Genomic DNA, 23749 nt, shown 5'->3' on the forward strand with positions numbered 1-23749 from the left:
GATCTATTACTAAGCGTATTTTATGTTAAATGAGGGGCGTTTGCTATGTCATTTTGCGTGTAATGTTTATATTATTGCGACAGTTTGAGGGCTGCATGCCTCTATACCCATCGTGACGGCTCTACCGGCGTTTATACCGTCATCTGTAGAGACGCAATGCTTGCGTCTTTCTGCGTTGTATGTGCTTTTACGTCATAGGTTTGACGCATTATGCAATATGTTTTTGCGTGTGAATTATATGTGTGTTTTTTGCTGTCATAGATTGAGAGCCGCATTCAATGCGGCTCTACTCCAGCGTAGATAAAGGCCGCGAAATTTGTTGCCGCCCACTCCAAACCACTATAAAATCTCACAGACTTTGTGTCTCCAAAAAAATATTTAACTTGAATTCAGTTTTCGGCAGGTTTATTATAAAAACGTATGTTTGATTAACTGTAACGCCGGAACAATATTGAAATTGGCAACGTAATGGGTGTTTCCGTTTTGCAGTTATCAAAAGAGTAGATTTGGCAAATAAACATTCATTCTGGAGGATCGGGCCATGTGTAAAGGTTTAAAAATCGCAGCGACAACATCTTTTCTGTTTTTATTTGCAATATCATCAGCCGCGTATGGGGTTCACTATCAGGCCGTATGGACGGGGGCAAACGGCAGCGGGTTGTGGTCAGATGCCGGCAACTGGGACATCGCAGCGGTGCCTGTTAACGGTACAAATACATTTGATGTTGTAATTCCAGGCGGGTTCAATATTTACTTTGATATTGACGGTTCCGTCGATATTACCGACCTGGAAATCGCGGCAGGCAGCGCGCTTCATATCAACCCGGGTCACAGCCTGACGGTTCTTGACGATTCTCTGATAACAGGCACTCTTGCCGCCGATGGCGTGAGTACCGTTTTTATCAGCGAAACCAACGGCGCGGCACTTGGTGACGGCGGTGTTATCAAGGCAACCGGCGGCGCGTTTGCCAAATCCCAGGCATCATCCTACTCATCTAAAACTATAAACGAGCACAGAACTCTCTTTTCGGCTGACGGGGTGGATACCAGAATTGACCTTTCAGGTCTGCAAACCCTTGACTGCGCGTTTACCACCGGCTACCGCACACACACAATCGAAGCCATAAACTCCGGATACATAGATTTTTCCAGTGTTGGAGCAATAATCGGCCCGACAAACTGGTCTTCATTGCTCAACTTCCAGATCAATAGCAGCGGATACATAAATCTTAGCAATCTTACGGATATCCTCGGCGGCTATGTCCGATTTGACATCGATGTTCCCGGATACATGCTCGCATCCCTGCTCTCTGCAAAGACAACCGTTTTCGATATTAGTGAATCGTCCGGGCTGTACGTGCCAAACCTTAACACGATGAACGGCTGTTCTGTTTATATCGCTGATAACACAGAGTTTAACGCTCCAAAACTTACGTCTTTTATCGGCAGTGCAGTATCCTTGACCCCGCTCAAAACATTCACCACCGCCGCAATGACAAACACCGACGGCTCGAGGTTTATCCTGACAGAAGGGGCTCAATTCGGCACTGCCTGGGGTGATATAATCGCCACGGGCTACTCCGCAACAGAACTGAACAACAACTATACGTTATTCTCCGCCTCCGGCACGGGAACAATACTTGACCTGTCATCTTATGAAGTCTTAAACGATGATTTTACAGCAGGTTACAGGACACATACAGTTCAGGTTTTCGATAACGGATTCATAGACCTCTCATCTGTAAGCACATTATTTGGTGTCAGTGACTGGTCTTCGCTGACGAAATTCACTCTCAACTCCGGCGGCAATATTGATCTGTCTGCCCTGACAGAAATCCCCTCCGGCTACGTGCATTTTGATGTAAATATCCCATCCTATACTCTGCCGCTGCTTGCTTCGGCGACAACCACAAAGTTCGATGCTTCTGCGGTAAGCACAATAGAACTGCCTGCACTTACAGCACTTGCATCATCTACTCTGCAAATAGAAGACGGCGGCAAGATCAACGCCCCCAATCTTACAAGTGTTCCCGGCTGCGTTATAAGCCTCACCCCGCTGCGTACGCTGGTAACCGGGCCTTTGAATCACCTGGATAACGCTCAGATTCATATCAGCGAGGGTGCCGAGTTCGGCAGTTTCTACGGTAATGTAACTGCTACCGGATATTCTGCAACCGGACTCAACAACAACTACACCGTTTTCTCTGTCGCAGGCACAGGGAGTGTGCTGGATTTGAGCTCGTTGACAGCCATAAATGACAGATTTACCGCCGGATACAGAACACACACATACCAGGCATCAGATGGCGGGCTGCTCGACCTCTCCGCGGTAGAATTCATCGCCGCGGCAGATTCCTGGAGCTCAAGCACGCTGTTTAACATTCAGAGCGGCGGAGATATAGACCTGGGATCGCTGGTGCAAATACCCTCCGGCTATGCCCGTTTTAATGTTGACATTCCCTCATACACGCTGCCACTGCTGGAATACGCGGCTAATGTTACTTTTGATGCCTCGGCAGTTTCAACAATTGAGCTGCCGGCGCTGGCCGCAGGTTCGGGCAGCGTATTTACAATCGAAGACGGTGGAACGATAAATGCACCTCAGCTCGTCAGCCTTACCTATGGAAATATAAATTTAAGCCCGCTAAAGACGCTTGTTACCGGTTCAATCACAAATATCGACAACACAGTGATTTCTATAAATGACGGTGCGCAGTTTGGGACCGCTTACGGCAATATTTCCGCACCATCGTACACCGCGACAGGACTCAATAATAATTATACGGTTATGAGTGTTGCCGGCAGCGGATCTGTGCTCGACCTCTCGAGCGTTGAATCTATAAATGACGCCTTCACCTCTGGATACAGAAGCCATACATACTCTGCAAGCGACGGCGCGGTGCTTGACCTTTCGGCAGCGGTATCCTTTGCCGGTGCCTCACCGTCATCATCAAGGTCGCATATAAATTCCGCCAGCGGAGCTGAAATAATATTTGGAAACGGTTTTACTGTTAATAACTATACAACTCTGACAGCCACTGCCGCTTCAATGACAGTCGGCGGCTTTCTCAACATAAACTCTCCAGCGGCTGTACATCTGCTTGAAGGTGCGGTGTTAAAACTTGGCGGAGACTTTATTTACAATACAACCGACGAAAATGCGGTAAATTTCGATGCGGGCGTACTTGAGATGGCGGGTGCGGGCACACTAAAACTCGAGGTCGGCGGCGAAGACCTCGGAATCGGCGGCGCAACGGCGGGGAATTTCGGGATCGCGCAGCTGCAGGTCGGCAGCTATTCACAGCCGGCAACGGTTATGCTCGTTGATCTGATCGATAACGGCAACCGCTCAGGCGGACAGGAAGCACTATACCTCTACGGCAGCGGCGGCCTTAGCGGGCTTAGAATCCGCCCGGGTTCAAAGCTGATTATCGGCGATGTTAATCTGTATGTGAATACCGGCGATGAGCTGATTCATATAAACAGCCTCTTTACGCCCGGCCGGAAATGGATCGCCTATGACGAGGGTGCTATTACACTTACAGAATACGAATGCTCCCTGCTGGCCGATATTACAGGTGACTGTGTGGTCAACCTCGACGATTTCTCGCTGATGGCGGGCGAGTGGCTCCAGTCCGTTAAGTAGCTAAACCGTCCTGGTTGACGTTTAAAAATGACAAGCGGGGGGCGATTGTTAAGTAGGTCAACCGTCCTCGGTTGACATTAAAAACCGACACTACGGAGATGCGTGTTCTACTTACGATTGACATTTGAAACTGTCATGATAGGATATGTGTTGAGCAGCTTAACCGTCCTGGTTGACGTTTAAAAATGACAAGCGGGGACGCTTGTCCTGATATGGAACGACCTTTGTCAATAGTTTTAATGAGATTATATTTACTTTTTTTTTAAATTTTACATATCTTATTTTAATGACGCATGATAGCGTGGGATTCTTCGACGTTGATTCAGTCTGATATACGTGGATTAGCTTTTGGCCAGAGCCGACATTGAAATACTCCGTCGCAAACCTTGCTTTCTACGGGCATGAGTCAGACTTACCGATAAGGCATATCTGTCATATAGGACAATCGCAAGTGGTTTTTTCGTACCCACGCCACCATTTGTCATGTTTTTCTGTATTAAATTTTAAATGTTTTTTTCCCAGGGTGATAAAAAGTATATGAACTAAACTTTCTGCGGCTGAGCCTGTTTTCTTGCGTAATACTGGGTTGCTGTGAACCATATGAACCCGGCCAGCTCTCTGGCAACTGCGATGTTGGCCTTTACCAGAATCTTGCCCCTGGCCCGAAGGTACCTGTGCCGGTAACTCAAACGCTGCCCGGCCCTGTCAGCTATTTCTATTCCCCATTGCGGCCGGCTCTCTCTACGTTTTTTAAGGGCCTTAGATGGAACATATCGATGCCGGTAGTGGTGGGCAGTTTCATTGAGCAGCCGCCTTACCCGCTTATTGCCGGCCTTGGTTATCGGGCCTTTTTTTTCTGATTCTCCACTGGAGTCCTCTTTAGGGGTTAAACCGAGGTATGACATAAAAGCCGGGGCTGATTCAAAACGGGCAAAATCAAAAATTTCCACCAGAATGGATATTGCCGTGATGGTCTTGATGCCGTGAAAACAACTCAAAATACCTACCATTTCGCGGTAGTCATCCGTTTCTGCCAGCGCCTCAACACGCCGATCACACCTGTCGAGCCTTTCACAACAGTTTATGTACTGGGCGAAATATGCCTCAAAGACTTCATTCAGGGCGGGCTCTTCGAAGTTTATACCACGCAGCCAGGTTATATGCTTATCTGTCCAGTGATTGCCCTGATGGTAAATATAGCTATGACGATTGAGAAACTTGAGTATGTGATGTTGTGCTCTCTGGACATCCTTTCGGGCTGTCTCACGAAGACGCACCAGCTCTCTATCTGCCTCCTGTTTCTCATTGGGAGCGTGAACCTCGGTCAACAGGCCCGCACTGTAGTACTCCTGAAGCTTCTTTGCGTCCCTGCGGTCTGTTTTTATACGAACTCCGGGTTTTACCGGTACCAGAGATGGGGCGATTACCGCACATTTAAAGCCCAGAGCCTCAATCCTGCGCTTGAGAGAAAAGCCGCAAACGCCGGCTTCATAGCAGAATTCAACCGGCCCAGGTGCCTGACGGGCTATCTTTTTTACTGCCCGTTTAATATCAGAGGGCGTATTTTTGATTGTAAATTCAACAACATTATCCCGATCAGGGTATTTTATGGCAGCTTTATGTTGTTTTTTGTGTGTATCCATTCCTACATATGTTATAATATTGTTCATAACGACCGGTACCTTTCGTATTGTATGCGGCTCTGTTGCCACAGTGTAATAACCCGCGATTGGCAGGTGCTACGTACACCTTATCGCATAAACCGTAATTATCCGGCTTATGACGAGATTTGCAACCGTTGGGGCCGGTCGTTCCATATTTTCTACTTATGGTTGACGTTTGAAAATGACAATACGGGGATGCGTGTTCTGCTTGGGCAGGTATCAGGATTTTACATTTCATATAGTCAAAGAAAAAGCCGCCAATCATTGCGATTGGCGGCTTAGCGTATGATTACAGTGGGAACTCTATTGAGGGCCTCGACATTTACGAAAAACCTGAAACAAATCTGCTACTAATATGTCGGAAAGGGTTGGGAAATTGGGAAATTGGGAAATAGGGAAAATAGGGAGGTGTTTTCCAACATACTTTCGAGCTGCATCAGGGTTTGTATTCCACTAACTTTCTCCTTTCGAGAATGTCCATCATGCATCTCTTTCTCACCGAATCAACGCCTATAATTTCTTTCTCTTTCGTTTAAAGTAATGTAACCATCAAAGACGGTTATCGCTTCGCCTCTGGACACGGGAAATGCCCAAAAACAGAAGATGAAACACTGGAACCATGAAAGGCTGTCTTCTCAGCACCTGAAAAAAACCACTTTTCGAAAAAAAGACTTGGTTTCTATCCGGGTTTGATCCCGGATAGAAACACTAACTTTCTTTCTACTTTCAGGTAATTCACGGGCCAGCGTAAATTCATATTGTTAATTGCGCAGCATAAACGATTTTATGCCGCAATGAAATTATCAGGCTGTTAATTATACATTAACTTGTAAAAGATCCACCATGGAAAACTCAGCCTTATGTAAACAACCCTGCGGGAAGCCGCAGATTGCAACAAAATACAGACTGACTCTTCACATGTCAATTTATCAACTTCGGATCTAATACTTCAAAACTTCGTGAAGAACATCTCTTTCTGTGATGCTCTCCCTTTTTCCAAGTATCACTATATTGCATGTTTAAAGGCAATTCAAGAAGAAAATTTAAAAATTTTAAGCAAAACCGTTTTGATTTTCTTAAAGTCTTTTCTGTAAAGCCTTTACATTTGTAAAATATTTATCTCTATCTTGTGGCCGGCCGCGGACTCTGCAGGCTTGAATCTTCACCTCGCCGCGTACGCAATACAAATTAAGATTATTCAGTTAGATACCATCAATTCTTCCCGCCGTATCCTGTGCCGAAAAAAAATGGCTGGTATTGAAACCTGAGTGATATTTCTATTGCCAACTGCCCGCGGACTGCTATAATATTTTTTTTCTGCAGCGATATTTAAAATCAAACTGTGCAAACCGCTACAAATTGTTCAGATTGCTATCGGTATGATCAAATATGCATGACATTCAGGAATGAAAATGGAATCAGTTAATTGTAAATACTGACAAAAAAGATAATTCCAAAAGCAGTTTTAACTGCCTCAAAGGATACCGCAATGATTACTAAAAGCAACATGAGCAATTTCTCTTTCCGCTGGAAAAACTGGAAGGACGGCAGGGCGGCCTCTGGCTGGGACCCCAACGAGCTGCCTTTGCGTGCTGAGCTGTTCACCTCTGAGCAGTTAACCCTTCATGCCAAAACCATTGCCGAAACTCATGATGTGGCTGTCAGCCGCGGGCCTAACAATCTTCTGGCACGGCTTGATCAGAACGAGGAAACACTGAGGGATTTCAATCTCTCTTCTCTCGAATTAACCCCCGAGAAACACATCACACCTGCTGCCGAATGGCTTCTTGACAACTTTTATCTCATCGAAGAGCAGATCCAGATGGCCAGGCGCCACCTGCCGCGAGGCTACAACCGTGGATTGCCGCGTCTTACTAAGGGACATTCCGAGGGCCTGCCGCGGGTTTACGACATCGTACTGGAATTTATTTCACATGTCGATGCCCAGATTGACGCTGAAACACTCGAGTCATTTATAGCCGCTTACCAGGAAATCGCACCACTTAAACTCGGCGAGTTGTGGGCCATTCCTATTATGCTGCGTCTGGGGCTTATCGAGAATCTTAAGCGAATAACAAACCGGTTAATGATAGCAAGAAAAGATAGTGAGCTTGCCAACATGTGGGTTGACCGTCTTCAGAATATGGAGCAGAAGAACCCGTCACATTTTGTTGTGGTGGTAGCAGATATGGCAAAAACCGATATCCCGCTCTCCAGCTCGTTCGTTGCCGAGTTCTGCAAGCGTCTCTCGCGGCACAGCCCGACCATGCTGCTCGCCCGTAACTGGCTTGAGCAGCGTCTCGGCGAACAGGGCTTATCTATTGAACAGCTTATACACCTTGATACCCAGAATCAGGCTGCTGACCAGGTTTCCGTCAGTCACAGTATCGCAAGTTTCCGTGCCCTGATTTCGATGGACTGGAAGCAGTTTGTTGAGGATTTGAGCAAAACAGAGCAGATTCTGCGGACAGATCCGGCAAATATTTACCATAAGATGGATTTTTCCACTCGTGACCGTTATCGCCATTCGGTTGAATTCTTCGCGAATCACACCCGTTTTTCGGAAATAGAGGTATCCCGGGCGGCTGTTAAACTCGCTGCACACAATGCCGAGCGAAAAGGCCCCGATGACCGGACCGCACATGTAGGTTATTATCTCATAGATAAAGGCCAGGCACTTCTTGGGCATAAGTTAAAACTGCGGTGGCCGCTTAGAACTCTTGTTCAGCGAACGATTAAACGCTTCCCCCTTACGTATTATGCCGGCGGGATTGGTCTGCTTACACTTCTGGGTTCAATCTGGTTTGCCCGGCAGGCGCAGGAGCTGGGAGTGCACCAGTGGGAGCTTGTTTTCTTCACGCTTACCTTTGTTCTTTGTGTAAGCCAGTTGGCGGTTTCCACAATAAACTGGCTCTCAACGATCATTCTGGAGCCGGCTACACTGCCGCGGCTTGACTATAAATCCGGTATCGAAGCGGACTGCCGCACAATGGTTGTCGTTCCGACGATGCTCACCAGTGCAGACGGTATTGATAAGCTGCTTGAAAACATGGAAATACATTACCTGGCTAACAGGGACGATAACCTTCATTTCGCGCTGCTGACAGACTTAAAAGACGCCCCAGAGGAAGTCATGCCCGATGACCAGTACCTGATCCAAATGGCAGAAGACGGGGTAAATACGCTCAACCGGAAATACCCCTGCAAAACAAAGAATCGTTTTTTCCTTTTTCATCGTCCCAGGCGGTGGAACCCCGGAGAAGGCGTATGGATGGGGTATGAACGTAAGCGGGGAAAACTTGAGGATTTAAACAATCTGCTTCGAGGCGGCCGCACAGATGGCTTCTCCGTTATAGCCGGCAATATTGATACCTTGCCAAAGATTAAATATGTCATCACCCTCGACACCGACACACAACTGCCGCGTGATGCCGCCAGGCTGTTGGTGGGCACAATGGCGCACCCATTGAACCTTCCGAGGTTCGACAGTGAAAAAGGCATCGTTACAGAGGGCTATGGAATCATGCAGCCGCGAGTTGGCGTCAGCCTGCCCACTGCCAGAACTTCCTGGTTCGTTCGGCTTAATGCCGTCGATGTAGGGATTGACCCGTACACGCTTGCGGTCTCTGATGTGTATCAGGATGTTTTTAATGACGCATCGTTTATTGGTAAAGGTATTTACGATGTGGACGCTTTTCAGCGGGCAATGGCAGGGCGTTTTCCGGAAAACATCATACTCAGCCATGACCTGCTCGAATCGTGCCACGCAAGGTGCGCTCTGGTTACAGATGTAGAGTTGTACGAAGAATTTCCGTCCCGTTTTAATGTAGATGCCGGACGAAGGCACAGGTGGATCCGGGGCGACTGGCAGATTGCCCGTTGGCTGCTGCCAAAAGTCAAGGGGGGAGGTTCTCAGAAAATTAAGAATCCTCTCTCAGGATTGTCTCAATGGAAAATTTTCGATAATCTTCGCCGAAGTCTTGTTCCTGTCGCATTTATGATATTGATGCTGGGACACTGGCTGATCATACCCGAAGTCAGCGGGCTGGGGCCTTTGCTGGTGATAGGTATAATCATCCTTCCCGGTTTATTGTCGGCTCTTGCGGATTTCTTGCGAAAACCCAAAGAACTGCCATGGACAATTCATGTGAGAACGGTTGCCGGTTCTTTTGTCCGCCAGTTATGCCAGGTCATTTTGATTTTGGTATTTTTGCCCTATGAGGCTCTGCTCAGCCTCGATGCAATCATAAGAACAATTTTTCGATTAACGGTAACGCACAAGAACCTTCTCCAATGGCAGGTATCCAGCGAATTAGAACGCAAGGATTCGCTGAGCTTAAGAGGCTTCTACGTAAGAATGTGGATTGAGCCGGTTATTGCTGCTGCTATGGGGTTGTTCCTGACCTTTATACAGCCGTCCTGGCTTTATACGGCTCTTCCGTTATTTCTGCTCTGGACAGCTGCTCCACTGATCGCGTGGTGGATAAGCCGGCCGATAAAGACTCACAAACCGGAGTTATCCGCCGAGCAGTTTATGTTCCTTCGCAAAATATCCCGACAAACATGGAGTTTCTTTGAGACGTTCGTCACAGAGAAGGAAAACTGGCTGCCGCCGGATAATTTTCAGGAAGTACCAAAACCGACAATCGCACACCGGACATCGCCCACAAATATGGGGCTGGCACTGCTTGCCAATCTTGCCGCGAGGGATTTTGGTTATGTCTCTATGGACAATATGATCCAGAGAACCCGAAATACTTTGAATACAATGACGCGGCTGAAACGTTACTGGGGGCATTTCTACAACTGGTATGATACAAAAACCCTCAGGCCGCTTCTGCCCAGGTATATTTCCAGCGTGGACAGCGGAAACCTCGCGGGACATCTCTTGACACTGGCTTCAGGGTTGAGACTGACGGCTGATGAGAATGTTTTTTCATCGGTTATAATCGAGGGGCTGCGGGATTCGGTTTTTATCCTGGTAGAGCTGGATCCTGACAATGATGACTTAAAGAAACTCGATGAGCGTTTATCTCAAACACCCTCAAGCCTTGCAGAAATATATGAACTGGTACAAACCGCAGAAAATATGGCAGATGGTATCAAGGCTTCAAATGATATCGATCAGGCACATCAGGAAGAATTTAATACATGGATTGAGACTCTCAGACAAAATTGCCGGATGCACTTAGACGAAATGCTCGTTCTGGCTCCGTGGCTTGATATGCCGTCAGATGTCTTGTGTATAGAAAAACCGCATATCCAAAATGGCTCTGATCACGAGCAGACCGACGGCCCCGCTTCTGATTCAGCCGTGAGCCGGCTTGTTCAGAATCTTGACCGGCTCAATCAGGGATTTTCTCTGCGTGATGCCGCCGGTTTCGGGCAGAATCTCTGCGCCTTGATTGATGATGCCCTCGGGGAAATACGGCAGGACCAGTCAAAACCCGGCCGCTGCCGCAATTCTCTGACCGAACTGGCTGCAAGTGTAAGAAAAACTGCCAAAGAGGCCGCTGAATATATGCAGATACTGGAAACTCTTGCACTGTCCGCTGATCAGCTCGGCATGATGGATTTTTCGTTTCTATTCGAGCCGTCCAAAGACCTCTTTGCAACCGGATTTGACGTTAACGAACTCAGGCGCGACACCAGTTACTACGATTTGCTGGCTTCTGAAGCGAGGCTGTGCAGTTATATCACAATCGCGATGGGGCAGGTGCCTCAGGAACACTGGTTCTCACTTGGCCGCGTCATGACCGCTTCCAGGGGCAGACCTATACTTGTTTCCTGGAGCGGGTCGATGTTCGAATATCTGATGCCCCTGCTTGTGATGCCCAACTATGAGGACACGCTGCTTGACAACACCTGCAAAGCTGCCGTTGAGCAGCATATAAAATACGGCAGGCTCAGAGGTGTGCCGTGGGGCATTTCAGAATCGGGCTATAATAGCAATGATGTTCATCTCAACTACCAGTACAGGGCTTTTGGTGTGCCGGGGCTTGGTCTCAAGAGAGGACTGGCTGAAGATCTGGTGATTGCTCCATACGCGACAGTAATGGCGCTGATGGTTGCCCCGCAGCAGGCGTGCCAGAATCTCCAGAGGCTTCAGGCCGAGGGGCGCTGCGGCTTATACGGTCTTTATGAAGCCGTTGATTACACACCGTCGCGTCTGCCTCCCGACGAGACCAGCGTTACGATTCGTTCATTCATGGCGCACCATCAGGGCATGAGTTTTCTTTCGCTTCTGAGCGTTCTCAGAGATGCCCCCATGCAGCGCCGTTTCATGGCGTCAGCTCTTCTTAAGGCAAACGATTTACTGCTCCAGGAACGCATACCAAAGACTGCTGTGAGTGTATTCGCCAAAGATTTGAGAAACGAAGAAACCCGCACCCTTTCCGTCAACGCAGAAGCGGCCATGCGAGTATTCAAAAATCCAAATCCGCCTATTCCAGAGGTGCACCTCTTATCCAACGGCAGGTACAATGTCGTTGTGAGCAGCGCGGGCGGCGGTTACAGCCGCTGGAACGATCTGGCTGTTACCCGCTGGAAAGAAGACTCAACACGCGACTGCTGGGGCACATTTGTCTATCTGCGTGACTTGGAATCCGGTGAATTCTGGTCAACAGCATATCAGCCGACTGTCTGCGAAGTAAAAAATTATGAAGCAATATTCATGCAGGCCAGGGCGGAATTCCGGCAGCATCTGCCGGGACTTGAAGTTCATACCGAATTGAGTGTTTCACCGGAGGATGACGTTGAGCTGCGGCGTATTACAATCACAAACAGGGCGCCGTCTCCCCGTGATATTGAGCTTACAAGCTATGCCGAAGTGGTTCTGGCACTGCCCGAAGACGATGCCGCCCACCCGGCTTTCAGCAACCTCTTCGTCCAGACAGAATTTGAGAAGGATTCCTCCGCCGTTCTCTGTACCCGAAGGGCCCGTTCTGAAGAAGAAACCCCTCCGTGGCTGCTTCACATGATGGTCGGCCATGGTGTTGATATGAGGGATATATGCTGTGAAACTGACCGGTCAAAATTTGTCGGCAGGGGCAGAAACCTTGCGTCACCGGCGGCTATGACGTCCAAAGGCCCCTTGTCAAACACATGCGGCTCAGTTCTGGATCCTATTGTTTCCTTAAGAGGCACCGTTACAGTTCCGCCCCATGGCAAGGTTACAGTGAGCGTCATTTCCGGCGTTACAGCCACCAGGCAGGAGGCGATTGGACATATACAAAAATATCAAAGCCCGCGTATGACTGACCGGGCATTTGATCTGGCGTGGACACACAGCCAGGTAACACTGCACCAGCTCAGCGCCACTGAAGCCGAGGCGCAGATATACGGCCGTCTGGCAAGTGCTCTGATCTATACAGACCCCGCACGGCGTGCCGCCGCTTCTATTTTGAGAAGAAACAGAAAAGGCCAGAGCGGGCTTTGGACCTATGGTATCTCGGGCGACTGCCCGATCGTTCTGCTGTTCATAAGCGACACGTCAAATACTGATATCATACGCCAGCTGATACAGGCCCACTCCTATTGGCGGATTAAAGGGCTGACTGTTGAATTGGTTATTATAAATCAAGACATTACAGATTACCGGCAGTCACTCAAAGAACAGATAACATCTCTGATTGCTTCAGGTACAGAATCGCATACAATCGATAAGCCCGGAGGGATTTTCGTACGTCAGCTGGAACATATCCCCAATGAGGATATGCTTCTTCTTCAGTCCGCGGCGAGGATTGTGCTCAGTGATGAAAAGGGGACCCTTGTTGAGCAGCTCAAACACAGAAGCGTTCTGGATTCGACCGTCCCGGAAATGATACCTACACGTCCCGCTGCGGTTGACTCTTCAGAACCTCTGCTTGAGCGAGAATTGATTTTCAACAACGGTTTTGGCGGCTTTACTCCCGACGGCAGCGAGTATGTCATCACTGTTAAGCCCGGCCGGATGACGCCGGCACCCTGGGTCAATGTTATCGCCGGCCCTGCTTTCGGCACTGTTGTATCTGAGAGCGGCTCTGCATACACGTGGGTTGAGAACTCGCATGAATTCCGTCTCACGACATGGAGCAACGACCCCGTCCAGGATACCGCCGGCGAGGCACTTTATATAAGAGACCAGCATACCGGCCAGTTCTGGTCACCTACGCCGCTGCCGGCAGGCGGCTCCACCCCATATGTTATCCGCCACGGCTTTGGATACACCGTTTTCGAACATACCGAAAACGGAATCGAATCCGAGCTCTGGATTTATGTGGCAATTGATGCGCCGGTAAAATTTTCTGTCTTAAAATTGCGGAACGTCTCTGATCGCCCAAGAAGGATTTCTGTTAACGGTTACTGGGAATGGGTCCTTGGCGATTTGAGAGAGAACAATCTGCTGCACGTTCAGACCGAAGTGGATTTGAAGACAGGGGCCTTGCTGGCTCGTAATTTCTACAACACGGAATTCCGCGAACGCATTGCGTTTGTTGATGTCCAGAATTCAACGCGAACAGTAACCGGCGACCGCAAAGAGTTTATCGGCCGAAACGGCAATCTTGCAAATCCGGCCTCACTTAAACGCGACAGGCTTTCAAACAAAACTGGTGCAGGCATGGATCCCTGCGGAGCGGTTCAGGTAGCTTTCGATTTGCCTGTGGGACAGGTAAAGGAAACCTGTTTTCGCCTCGGAGTCGGCCGCAGCAAGAGCGATGTACGTGAGCTGATCAATCGCTTCAGGCGCACGGGCTCATATGCAAATGCCCTTGATAATGTACGGGATTACTGGAGCCGAACACTGGGAGCTGTTAATGTAGATACTCCAGACCCTGCCGTAAACGTGCTGGCAAACGGATGGCTTATGTACCAGACAATCAGCAGCAGGATCTGGGGACGCACCGGATTTTATCAGTCCGGAGGCGCCTTTGGATTTCGTGACCAGCTGCAGGATGTCATGGCTGCTATTCACGCAGCGCCGGAACTTACACGCAGCCATCTTCTGCGTGCAGCGGCTCATCAATTCCGCAACGGTGATGTCCAGCATTGGTGGCACCCTCCGGCAGGGCGCGGCGTCCGCACACATTTTTCTGATGATTATCTCTGGCTGCCATACGCCACATGCAGGTACGTTGCCTGTGTTGCCGACACCGGAGTCCTGGACGAAAAGGTTCATTTCCTCGAAGGAAGGCTTCTAAATCCCAAAGAGGAGGCATATTACGATTTACCGAGCCGTTCAGACGATGCTGAGACGCTTTACAGCCACTGCGTCAGAGCAATTGAATACGGGCTCAAATTCGGTGAACACGGACTGCCGCTTATCGGCTGCGGAGACTGGAATGACGGAATGAACCTGGTTGGCCACCAGGGACGCGGCGAAAGCGTCTGGCTGGCATTCTTCCTCTACGATGTGCTGATTCAGTTTTCTCAACTGGCTCTTTCACGCCATGACAACAGCTTTGCCCATCGCTGCATCAGCCAGGCCGCCCAGCTCAAGGAAAACATTGAACGGCACGGCTGGGACGGGCAATGGTACCGCCGCGCATACTTCGACAACGGAAGCCCCCTCGGCTCACATTCGAACCCTGAGTGTCAGATTGATTCCATCCCGCAAAGCTGGTCAGTCATCAGCGGTTACGGCGAAACGCTGAGGTCAGAACAGGCGATGAAATCAGTGGAAAAACGTCTTGTGAAACGCGACACAAAAATCATACAGCTGTTTGATCCGCCTTTTGATAAATCTGATCTTAATCCAGGTTATATCAAGGGGTACATGCCTGGTGTCCGTGAGAACGGCGGGCAATACACCCACGCTGCGGTATGGTCCACCATGGCGTTTGCAATGCTGGGAAAGAACGAGCTGGCATGGGAACTGTTTAATATGATCAATCCCGTAAACCACGGCTCCACTCCGCAGTCCATTGCGACATACAAGGTTGAACCATACGTAGTAGCCGCGGATGTCTATGGCGTAGCGCCGCACGAGGGCAGGGGCGGCTGGACATGGTACACAGGTTCAGCGGGCTGGATGTACAGGCTTATCGTAGAAACACTGCTGGGGCTTAATCTTGAGGTTGACAAATTGCGGCTGGAACCGCGTATGCCGAAAACCTGGGACTCGTTTAAGATCCATTACAGGTACCGCCAGACTGTTTATCATATCGAGATTGCCCGAATCCCGCAGGGCTCGGCAGATACTGATAAGCTCTCAGTTGACGGGATTGAAATGCCTGATATGGTAATACCCCTTAAGGACGACCGAGTTGATCACCACGTCAGTATGAAAATTCGTTCGTCAGAATAAAAATTCGGTTATACCCTGAGATTGATAGAGCTTGATTTTATCAGAAGTTCCACAAAAAATGCCACACACATCGCGAGATGCTTTTGGAATTTAGCTTGCAAATTCACTAATAAAGTGGTATTTAGAAAACTTTTGGATGAAAGTACAGGTTAAACAGCAAAGTCTGCAATTAGTATTGATTGTATTTAAGGAAATATCATGAAGAGATTTACGTTTGTTTTTACATTGTTAATATTTGCATCTTTAGCGGCCGCGGAAATTCGTTTGCCGGCTATCTTCGGTGATAACATGGTCTTACAGCGCCAAGACAAGGTCGCCGTCTGGGGTTGGGCAAATCCCGGCGAAAAAGTTAAGGTCTCACCGTCGTGGGGCTGGTTCGGCTTCTATTCACAAAAAACATCAGCCGATGAGAACGGCCGCTGGAAGGTATATATCAAGACCGGCAAGGCAAAGGGGCCCCAGAAACTTACAATAAAAGGCGAGCAAAATACCGTTGAGCTCTCCAATATTCTTCTCGGAGAGGTCTGGCTCTGCTCTGGCCAGTCAAACATGGCATGGACTCTTGGTGCGTTCGAAAATACAGAACAGGACATAGCCGCGGCGGATTTTCCCCAGATGCGCCTTTTTACCGTGCAAAGGGAAATCTCGCGGCAGCCGCTGGATGACTGCAGCGGGAAGTGGGAGCCGTGTTCACCCAAGACTGCGGCGGCTTTTTCTGCTGTGGCTTATTATTTCGGCCGTACGCTGCATAACGAGCTTGATGTGCCGGTTGGCCTTATCAACAGCTCCTGGGGCGGTACTGTTGCCGAAGCGTGGACCAGCCGCGATGCACTGGCAGAAGGTGGGTTTGAGTCTATATTTGACCGCCAGAGAGAGCATGAAGAAAATTTCGAAAAAACTTACGAGCAATACCTCAAGAACCTGGAGAACTGGAGAGCCCAGGCCGAAAAAGCCAAAGAAGAAGGTAAGCCCGAACCTCCTAAGCCCGGTGAGCCAAAAGACTTCCATGCAAACAGCCCCAGTGCTCTCTACAATGCAATGATCAATCCGCTGGTACCTTTCACATTCAAGGGAACTATCTGGTATCAGGGAGAATCGAACCGCACCAGGGCGTTTGAGTATAAGAGCCTTTTCCCGACGCTTATCCAAAACTGGCGGAATGTGTTTGACTATAAAAAGATGCCGTTCTATTTTGTTCAGCTGGCATCTTACCGTTACGGAAGCGGAGATCAGCCGCTTTATCTCGCCGAACTTCGCGAGGCACAGCTGCTGACCCTGAAGGGTGTGCCCAATACAGGAATGGCGGTAACTACCGATATTAGCGATATTAAAAATATTCACCCCCATCAGAAAGAGCAGGTTGGAAAACGTCTGGCACTGTGGGCACTTGCAAAGGATTACGGCAAAAGAGTACAGTATTCCGGCCCGATATACGACGAAATGGAGGTCGAAAACGGGCGGATAAGGATACATTTCCGCCACACTGCCGATGGGTTGGCTGCCAAAGACGGGCCTCTTGAGTGGTTTGAAATCGCAGGTCTTGACGGAGAATTTGTAGAGGCAAACGCCGTTATCGACGATGATACCGTAATCGTCTCAAGCCCTGATGTACCCGAACCGGCGCATGTGCGTTTCGGATACCATGAGCTGGCAGAGCCGAACCTCTTTAACTCGGCAGGCCTGCCGGCGTCGCCTTTCCGGACAGACTCGCTGCCCTGGCTGACAGAACCTAAATAATATGTCAAAAGAAATTGAAGCCATATACATTCCTGATACCTCGACAGAGCTTGACTGCCTTCTGTTTACGGCGAGTGTGCCGGCTGGTTTTCCCTCTCCGGCAGCCGATTATGAGGAAAACCGGCTCGATCTGAACAAACATCTGATCCAGAATCCGGCTTCAACTTTTTTTGTGCGTGTCAGCGGCGATTCAATGGTCGGTGCAGGGATACACTCCGGCGATATTCTCATTGTTGACCGAAGCCTCGAGCCTCGCAGCGGCAAGGTTGTCATCGCCGTCGTTGACGCAGAGCTGACGGTAAAACGCATCCGGTTCAAAAATTCGCCCAAACGGGTCATACTTGAATCGGCTAACGAAAAATACCCCGACAGGGAAATCTCCGGCGATTCAGAATTCGAGGTCTGGGGCGTAGTTACAAACGTAATACACCGGCTATGAACAGGATTTTCGCACTTATAGACTGTAATAATTTTTATGTTTCCTGTGAACGGGTGTTTGACCCTTCACTACGCAGCAGACCGGTTGTGGTGCTTTCCAACAACGACGGCTGTATTATTTCCCGCTCCAACGAGGCAAAAGCACTGGGCATCAAGATGGGGACGCCCGTATTTGAGGTTGAATCATTTCTGAAAAAGAATTCCGTTGCCGTATGTTCTTCTAATTACGCCCTTTACGCTGATATGTCATCCCGGGTTATGCAGACCCTCGAGCAGTTCAGCCCAAAGATGGAGGTATATTCCATTGATGAGGCGTTTCTGGAATTCTCCGGCATTGGCGGCAGCCTCAAATCCATCGGCAGCGATATCCGGCGCAGAGTGTATAAGTGCAGCGGCATACCGGTCTCCGTCGGCTTCGGCTCGACAAAGACCCTCGCCAAGCTGGCCAACGGCATCGCGAAAAAATCAGTACGTGCCGGCGGCGTACTTGACCTGTGCGGACCGGCAAGACATCTTCAAATTGCCTTGCAGCGAACCGCGGCAGGCGATGTCTGGGGCATTGGCTATCGCAGCGCCAGAAAACTCCGCGGCATGGGCATCGATACCGCCGCGGCTCTTGCACGGGCAGACGAGAGGCTCATACAGCCGCGATTCGGTATAACCGGCCTCCGTACGGTCTATGAGCTCAGGGGGCACTGCTGTTTTGAGCTGGAGGAAAACCCGCCCGCGAAAAAGAGCGTTACGGTTTCGCGGTCATTTTCAAGGGCGGTTACATCGAAACGTGAGATCAGCGAAGCAGTTACAGCATTCATCGCCAGGGCTGCCGAGAAACTGCGGGGTGAAAAGCTCGCCGCGAATTTCATGAATATATATGCCGCCTCCGGCAGCTACTCAAACGGAAAAAGAGCTGCTCGGGTTTACAAAACCTTCCCCCTTGAGTTTGAAACCGCTACAAACGATACACACGAAATACTGCGGCTGGCGGGCGATTTTGCCCAAAGTCTCTATTCAGCCGGAATACATTACAAAAAAGCCGGCGTTATCTTCCACAACCTTGTGCCCCAGGACCGTATCCAGCGAAATCTTTTTGACAGCCGCGACCGGACACGTTTCAGGCGGCTGATGCAAACCCTTGACAAGATTAACGATAGCGGCAAATCAAGGGTATTCTTCGCCGGCGAGGGAATAGAAAAGCCCTGGCAGACAAAATTCCGACGCAGAAGCCCCCGCTACACAACCAGCTGGAACGAGCTGCCGCTGGCACACTGATTCTTGTAGATGTGTGTGATATTTTTTTTGTTTAGATACGTAACACGTTGTTTGTGATAGACTTGCGTTTTTGTTTCACGTCAACAGTAGTTTGGGGTAAGTTCGTGATATACAATTGTTTACGGCAGAGCAGATGACAGAGGCCTTAGAGTCGGATTTTTAAGAGGAGAATTAAAGAGAAGTTGAGACCCTTTGTTTCGCTATCATTACGTATCTCCTTTACTTTCAGAATGTTACACTCGCTAAATATGTATTCTTTAAAAGTATTATTCATGTCATCCGTTTTTTCGAGCCCGCGACAGGTGCTATAAACTTAAATACCGAGCCCAGCCGGTCACAACCTGTTCGTATTCGCTAATCACTTTACCCATCTTATCATAAATGAATCAGGTTTCAAGGATATAACACATTTAAACAGTAATCATAAAGTATTCATTTGTAAGACCTTACAAAAATAAAGAGTCTCAACCCTTTTAATTTACTCTTGAGTGGTTTGAAATCGCAGGTCTTGACGGAGAATTTGTAGAGGCAAACGCCGTTATCGACGATGATACCGTAATCGTCTCAAGCCCTGATGTACCCGAACCGGCGCATGTGCGTTTCGGATACCATGAGCTGGCAGAGCCGAACCTCTTTAACTCGGCAGGCCTGCCGGCGTCGCCTTTCCGGACAGACTCGCTGCCCTGGCTGACAGAACCTAAATAATATGTCAAAAGAAATTGAAGCCATATACATTCCTGATACCTCGACAGAGCTTGACTGCCTTCTGTTTACGGCGAGTGTGCCGGCTGGTTTTCCCTCTCCGGCAGCCGATTATGAGGAAAACCGGCTCGATCTGAACAAACATCTGATCCAGAATCCGGCTTCAACTTTTTTTGTGCGTGTCAGCGGCGATTCAATGGTCGGTGCAGGGATACACTCCGGCGATATTCTCATTGTTGACCGAAGCCTCGAGCCTCGCAGCGGCAAGGTTGTCATCGCCGTCGTTGACGCAGAGCTGACGGTAAAACGCATCCGGTTCAAAAATTCGCCCAAACGGGTCATACTTGAATCGGCTAACGAAAAATACCCCGACAGGGAAATCTCCGGCGATTCAGAATTCGAGGTCTGGGGCGTAGTTACAAACGTAATACACCGGCTATGAACAGGATTTTCGCACTTATAGACTGTAATAATTTTTATGTTTCCTGTGAACGGGTGTTTGACCCTTCACTACGCAGCAGACCGGTTGTGGTGCTTTCCAACAACGACGGCTGTATTATTTCCCGCTCCAACGAGGCAAAAGCACTGGGCATCAAGATGGGGACGCCCGTATTTGAGGTTGAATCATTTCTGAAAAAGAATTCCGTTGCCGTATGTTCTTCTAATTACGCCCTTTACGCTGATATGTCATCCCGGGTTATGCAGACCCTCGAGCAGTTCAGCCCAAAGATGGAGGTATATTCCATTGATGAGGCGTTTCTGGAATTCTCCGGCATTGGCGGCAGCCTCAAATCCATCGGCAGCGATATCCGGCGCAGAGTGTATAAGTGCAGCGGCATACCGGTCTCCGTCGGCTTCGGCTCGACAAAGACCCTCGCCAAGCTGGCCAACGGCATCGCGAAAAAATCAGTACGTGCCGGCGGCGTACTTGACCTGTGCGGACCGGCAAGACATCTTCAAATTGCCTTGCAGCGAACCGCGGCAGGCGATGTCTGGGGCATTGGCTATCGCAGCGCCAGAAAACTCCGCGGCATGGGCATCGATACCGCCGCGGCTCTTGCACGGGCAGACGAGAGGCTCATACAGCCGCGATTCGGTATAACCGGCCTCCGTACGGTCTATGAGCTCAGGGGGCACTGCTGTTTTGAGCTGGAGGAAAACCCGCCCGCGAAAAAGAGCGTTACGGTTTCGCGGTCATTTTCAAGGGCGGTTACATCGAAACGTGAGATCAGCGAAGCAGTTACAGCATTCATCGCCAGGGCTGCCGAGAAACTGCGGGGTGAAAAGCTCGCCGCGAATTTCATGAATATATATGCCGCCTCCGGCAGCTACTCAAACGGAAAAAGAGCTGCTCGGGTTTACAAAACCTTCCCCCTTGAGTTTGAAACCGCTACAAACGATACACACGAAATACTGCGGCTGGCGGGCGATTTTGCCCAAAGTCTCTATTCAGCCGGAATACATTACAAAAAAGCCGGCGTTATCTTCCACAACCTTGTGCCCCAGGACCGTATCCAGCGAAATCTTTTTGACAGCCGCGACCGGACACGTTTCAGGCGGCTGATGCAAACCCTTGACAAGATTAACGATAGCGGCAAATCAAGGGTATTCTTCGCCGGCGAGGGAATAGAAAAGCCCTGGCAGACAAAATTCCGACGCAGAAGCCCCCGCTACACAACCAGCTGGAACGAGCTGCCGCTGGCACACTGATTCTTGTAGATGTGTGTGATATTTTTTTTGTTTAGATACGTAACACGTTGTTTGTGATAGACTTGCGTTTTTGTTTCACGTCAACAGTAGTTTGGGGTAAGTTCGTGATATACAATTGTTTACGGCAGAGCAGATGACAGAGGCCTTAGAGTCGGATTTTTAAGAGGAGAATTAAAGAGAAGTTGAGACCCTTTGTTTCGCTATCATTACGTATCTCCTTTACTTTCAGAATGTTACACTCGCTAAATATGTATTCTTTAAAAGTATTATTCATGTCATCCGTTTTTTCGAGCCCGCGACAGGTGCTATAAACTTAAATACCGAGCCCAGCCGGTCACAACCTGTTCGTATTCGCTAATCACTTTACCCATCTTATCATAAATGAATCAGGTTTCAAGGATATAACACATTTAAACAGTAATCATAAAGTATTCATTTGTAAGACCTTACAAAAATAAAGAGTCTCAACCCTTTTAATTTACTCCAACCCTTTTAATTTACTCCTGCGGCGTGGGCTTGGCGAGCGAATAACTGTATGTAGTTTCTACCGTTTACAGTTGTTGGCGGTTATTCTGGTGTTTTTGCGTGACACAGTGTGTTTGCGTAACCGCTCCATTACTGTCGCGGCTCTGATGGTGTTGCAGGGTTAGATGGTGTATTTCGTAGCAATCCGAGCCGCGAATGTGAATGAGCGGTAATGTCGGCAAGCCGGCGCGGGATTGGCAGCCGAATAACTGTATGGAGTTTCTACCGTTTACAGTTGCCTGCGGTTATTCTGGTTTTTTATTGTGATACAGTGTGTTTGCGTAACCGCTCCGTTACTGTCGCGGCTCTGATGGTGTTGCAGGGTTAGATGGTATATTTCGTAACAATCCGCGTGCAACAAAAGGGGGTCTGACTCCCTTCTTTATCTGGTAGAGTTAAGAGTGAAAGTTTTTCTGGTCAGACCTGTCAACTTTTCACTCTTAACTTTTAACTCTTAGCTTAATAGATGTTATCCCTGTATGCGTATGCCTGGTATTGGCAGGTTATCTCCGCAGTCTCGCCGGCTTTTACGTCGAGATTCCAGGTAACATTTGTCCGCGGGTTTACAGAACCAAGCGGGGTGGAGACTTTTTCTTTTGTTTCTTTGTGTGATTTATCAATCACCCTGCCTATGAATGTACGCTCGATCTCGAGAGATACATCTTCGGCCTTGTGGTTTGTTACCGAGAGCTTACATTCAAAGGTTATCAGGTCGTACTTATTGCCGTAAAACGTCTTTACTTCCCGCTCGCGGCGGCTCTCATAGTCGAGTTTTTCCGCCTTTATATCAAGAGCCTGGGTTATTTTGACGGTAGCCTCCTGGCCGATGGGGGTATAATTCAATGTGTCCTGTCCCAGGATTAAATCGTTCTTAACGATCTGAGCCGGAGATGTTGTCAGGGGCATTCCGGTTGTATTGTCAAACCTGATGCAGTGCCATATTTCTTCTTTGCTTGAGTCGTCGCCGCGATTGTAACGCTGCACCGGCTCGGGCTGATCAACTTTCCACGTATAAATATGCTTGTATTCAAGCTCTTCTGTGAACAGCGGATAATAGCCCGTTTCGTCAGTTTTTAGTGTTACTGAATCTACCGGGTAGAAAAACAGGTCTTCGTTCGAGATTCCCTGTGCGGCGGTTCCATAATCAGGGGGATAATTAAAAGGGTTGGGACTCTTTGTTTCGCTATCATTACGTATCTCTCTTACTTTAAAAACGTTACACTCGCTAAATCTGTATTTTTTAAAAGTATTATTCATGTTATCCGTTTTTTGTAGCCCGCGACAGGTGCTATAAACTTAAATACCGAGCCCAGCCGGTCACAACCTGTTCATATTCGCTAATCACTTTGCCCATCTTATCATAAATGAATCAGGTTTCAAGGATATAACACATTTAAACAGTAATCATAAAGTATTCATTTGTAAGACTTTACAAAAATAAAGAGTCTCAACCCTTTTAATTTACTCTGCGGCTGGCGGGCGATTTTGCCCAAAGTCTCTATTCAGCCGGAATACATTACAAAAAAGCCGGCGTTATCTTCCACAACCTTGTGCCCCAGGACCGTATCCAGCGAAATCTTTTTGACAGCCGCGACCGGACACGTTTCAGGCGGCTGATGCAAACCCTTGACAAGATTAACGATAGCGGCAAATCAAGGGTATTCTTCGCCGGCGAGGGAATAGAAAAACCCTGGCAGACAAAATTCCGACGCAGAAGCCCCCGCTACACAACCAGCTGGAACGAGCTGCCGCTGGCACACTGATTCTTGTAGA

Annotated in this window: 11 protein-coding genes; 8 read left to right on the forward strand and 3 right to left on the reverse strand. The window is 48.8% G+C overall.

The annotated features are described in order from the left end of the window. Positions 1 to 541: 541 nt before the first annotated feature. Positions 542 to 3646, forward strand: a complete 3105-nt coding sequence (locus SMSP2_RS14460; protein ID WP_146684729.1) for a hypothetical protein — start codon at positions 542 to 544, stop codon at positions 3644 to 3646. A 542-nt stretch (positions 3647 to 4188) separates the two neighbouring features. Here the strand turns inward: SMSP2_RS14460 and SMSP2_RS14465 are convergent. Beyond that, complete coding sequence (locus SMSP2_RS14465) at positions 4189 to 5316, reverse strand: IS110 family RNA-guided transposase (RefSeq protein ID WP_146683483.1); 1128 nt, start codon at positions 5314 to 5316, stop codon at positions 4189 to 4191. Between the two features lie 1483 nt (positions 5317 to 6799). Between SMSP2_RS14465 and SMSP2_RS14470 the strand changes: the two genes are divergently transcribed. The 4 genes from SMSP2_RS14470 (at position 6800) to SMSP2_RS14485 (ending at position 19039) form a co-directional block, all read left to right on the forward strand. After that, positions 6800 to 15595 (forward strand): glycoside hydrolase family 94 protein, encoded by an 8796-nt coding sequence (locus tag SMSP2_RS14470; protein WP_146684730.1) that lies wholly within the window; start codon positions 6800 to 6802, stop codon positions 15593 to 15595. Positions 15596 to 15793: 198 nt separating this feature from the next. Beyond that, positions 15794 to 17332, forward strand: a complete 1539-nt coding sequence (locus SMSP2_RS14475) for a sialate O-acetylesterase (RefSeq protein ID WP_146684731.1) — start codon at positions 15794 to 15796, stop codon at positions 17330 to 17332. 1 nt (position 17333) lies between these two features. Further along, positions 17334 to 17771 (forward strand): LexA family protein, encoded by a 438-nt coding sequence (locus SMSP2_RS14480; RefSeq protein ID WP_146684732.1) that lies wholly within the window; start codon positions 17334 to 17336, stop codon positions 17769 to 17771. After that, positions 17768 to 19039: a Y-family DNA polymerase gene (locus SMSP2_RS14485; RefSeq protein WP_146684733.1), complete on the forward strand. Its 1272-nt coding sequence runs from the start codon at positions 17768 to 17770 to the stop codon at positions 19037 to 19039. The genes SMSP2_RS14480 and SMSP2_RS14485 overlap by 4 nt, the downstream gene beginning before the upstream one ends. A 473-nt stretch (positions 19040 to 19512) precedes the next feature. Here SMSP2_RS14485 and SMSP2_RS14490 read toward each other — a convergent pair whose 3' ends face one another. Beyond that, entirely contained in the window at positions 19513 to 19752 is a 240-nt protein-coding gene (locus tag SMSP2_RS14490) for a hypothetical protein (protein WP_146684734.1), read from the reverse strand. Here SMSP2_RS14490 and SMSP2_RS14495 point away from each other — a divergent pair. Continuing rightward, positions 19746 to 20183 carry a LexA family protein gene (locus SMSP2_RS14495; protein ID WP_146684732.1) on the forward strand — a complete coding sequence of 146 codons (438 nt, stop codon included), beginning with the start codon at positions 19746 to 19748 and terminating at the stop codon, positions 20181 to 20183. The genes SMSP2_RS14490 and SMSP2_RS14495 overlap by 7 nt on opposite strands. Beyond that, a complete protein-coding gene (locus SMSP2_RS14500; RefSeq protein WP_146684733.1) occupies positions 20180 to 21451 on the forward strand; it encodes a Y-family DNA polymerase in 1272 nt (423 codons plus the stop codon). Before SMSP2_RS14495 ends, SMSP2_RS14500 begins: the two co-directional genes overlap by 4 nt. Before the next feature lie 984 nt (positions 21452 to 22435). Here SMSP2_RS14500 and SMSP2_RS14505 read toward each other — a convergent pair. After that, positions 22436 to 23233: a DUF4139 domain-containing protein gene (locus tag SMSP2_RS14505; RefSeq protein ID WP_146684735.1), complete on the reverse strand. Its 798-nt coding sequence runs from the start codon at positions 23231 to 23233 to the stop codon at positions 22436 to 22438. A 359-nt stretch (positions 23234 to 23592) separates the two neighbouring features. On the opposite strand from SMSP2_RS14505, the gene SMSP2_RS14510 reads away from it, so the two are divergent. After that, positions 23593 to 23739 carry a DUF4113 domain-containing protein gene (locus SMSP2_RS14510; RefSeq protein ID WP_146684736.1) on the forward strand — a complete coding sequence of 49 codons (147 nt, stop codon included), beginning with the start codon at positions 23593 to 23595 and terminating at the stop codon, positions 23737 to 23739. Positions 23740 to 23749 lie beyond the last annotated feature (10 nt).

It is taken from the genome of Limihaloglobus sulfuriphilus, from assembly GCF_001999965.1.
Lineage (GTDB): Bacteria > Planctomycetota > Phycisphaerae > Sedimentisphaerales > Sedimentisphaeraceae > Limihaloglobus > Limihaloglobus sulfuriphilus.

Excerpts from the sequence above, each read along its gene's own strand:
- SMSP2_RS14460 (WP_146684729.1), top strand. The coding sequence starts at position 542 with ATGTGTAAAGGTTTAAAAATCGCAGCGACAACATCTTTTCTGTTTTTA.
- SMSP2_RS14465 (WP_146683483.1), bottom strand. The coding sequence starts at position 5,316 with ATGAACAATATTATAACATATGTAGGAATGGATACACACAAAAAACAA.
- SMSP2_RS14470 (WP_146684730.1), top strand. The coding sequence starts at position 6,800 with ATGATTACTAAAAGCAACATGAGCAATTTCTCTTTCCGCTGGAAAAAC.
- SMSP2_RS14475 (WP_146684731.1), top strand. The coding sequence starts at position 15,794 with ATGAAGAGATTTACGTTTGTTTTTACATTGTTAATATTTGCATCTTTA.
- SMSP2_RS14480 (WP_146684732.1), top strand. The coding sequence starts at position 17,334 with ATGTCAAAAGAAATTGAAGCCATATACATTCCTGATACCTCGACAGAG.
- SMSP2_RS14485 (WP_146684733.1), top strand. The coding sequence starts at position 17,768 with ATGAACAGGATTTTCGCACTTATAGACTGTAATAATTTTTATGTTTCC.
- SMSP2_RS14495 (WP_146684732.1), top strand. The coding sequence starts at position 19,746 with ATGTCAAAAGAAATTGAAGCCATATACATTCCTGATACCTCGACAGAG.
- SMSP2_RS14500 (WP_146684733.1), top strand. The coding sequence starts at position 20,180 with ATGAACAGGATTTTCGCACTTATAGACTGTAATAATTTTTATGTTTCC.
- SMSP2_RS14505 (WP_146684735.1), bottom strand. The coding sequence starts at position 23,233 with ATGAATAATACTTTTAAAAAATACAGATTTAGCGAGTGTAACGTTTTT.
- SMSP2_RS14510 (WP_146684736.1), top strand. The coding sequence starts at position 23,593 with ATGCAAACCCTTGACAAGATTAACGATAGCGGCAAATCAAGGGTATTC.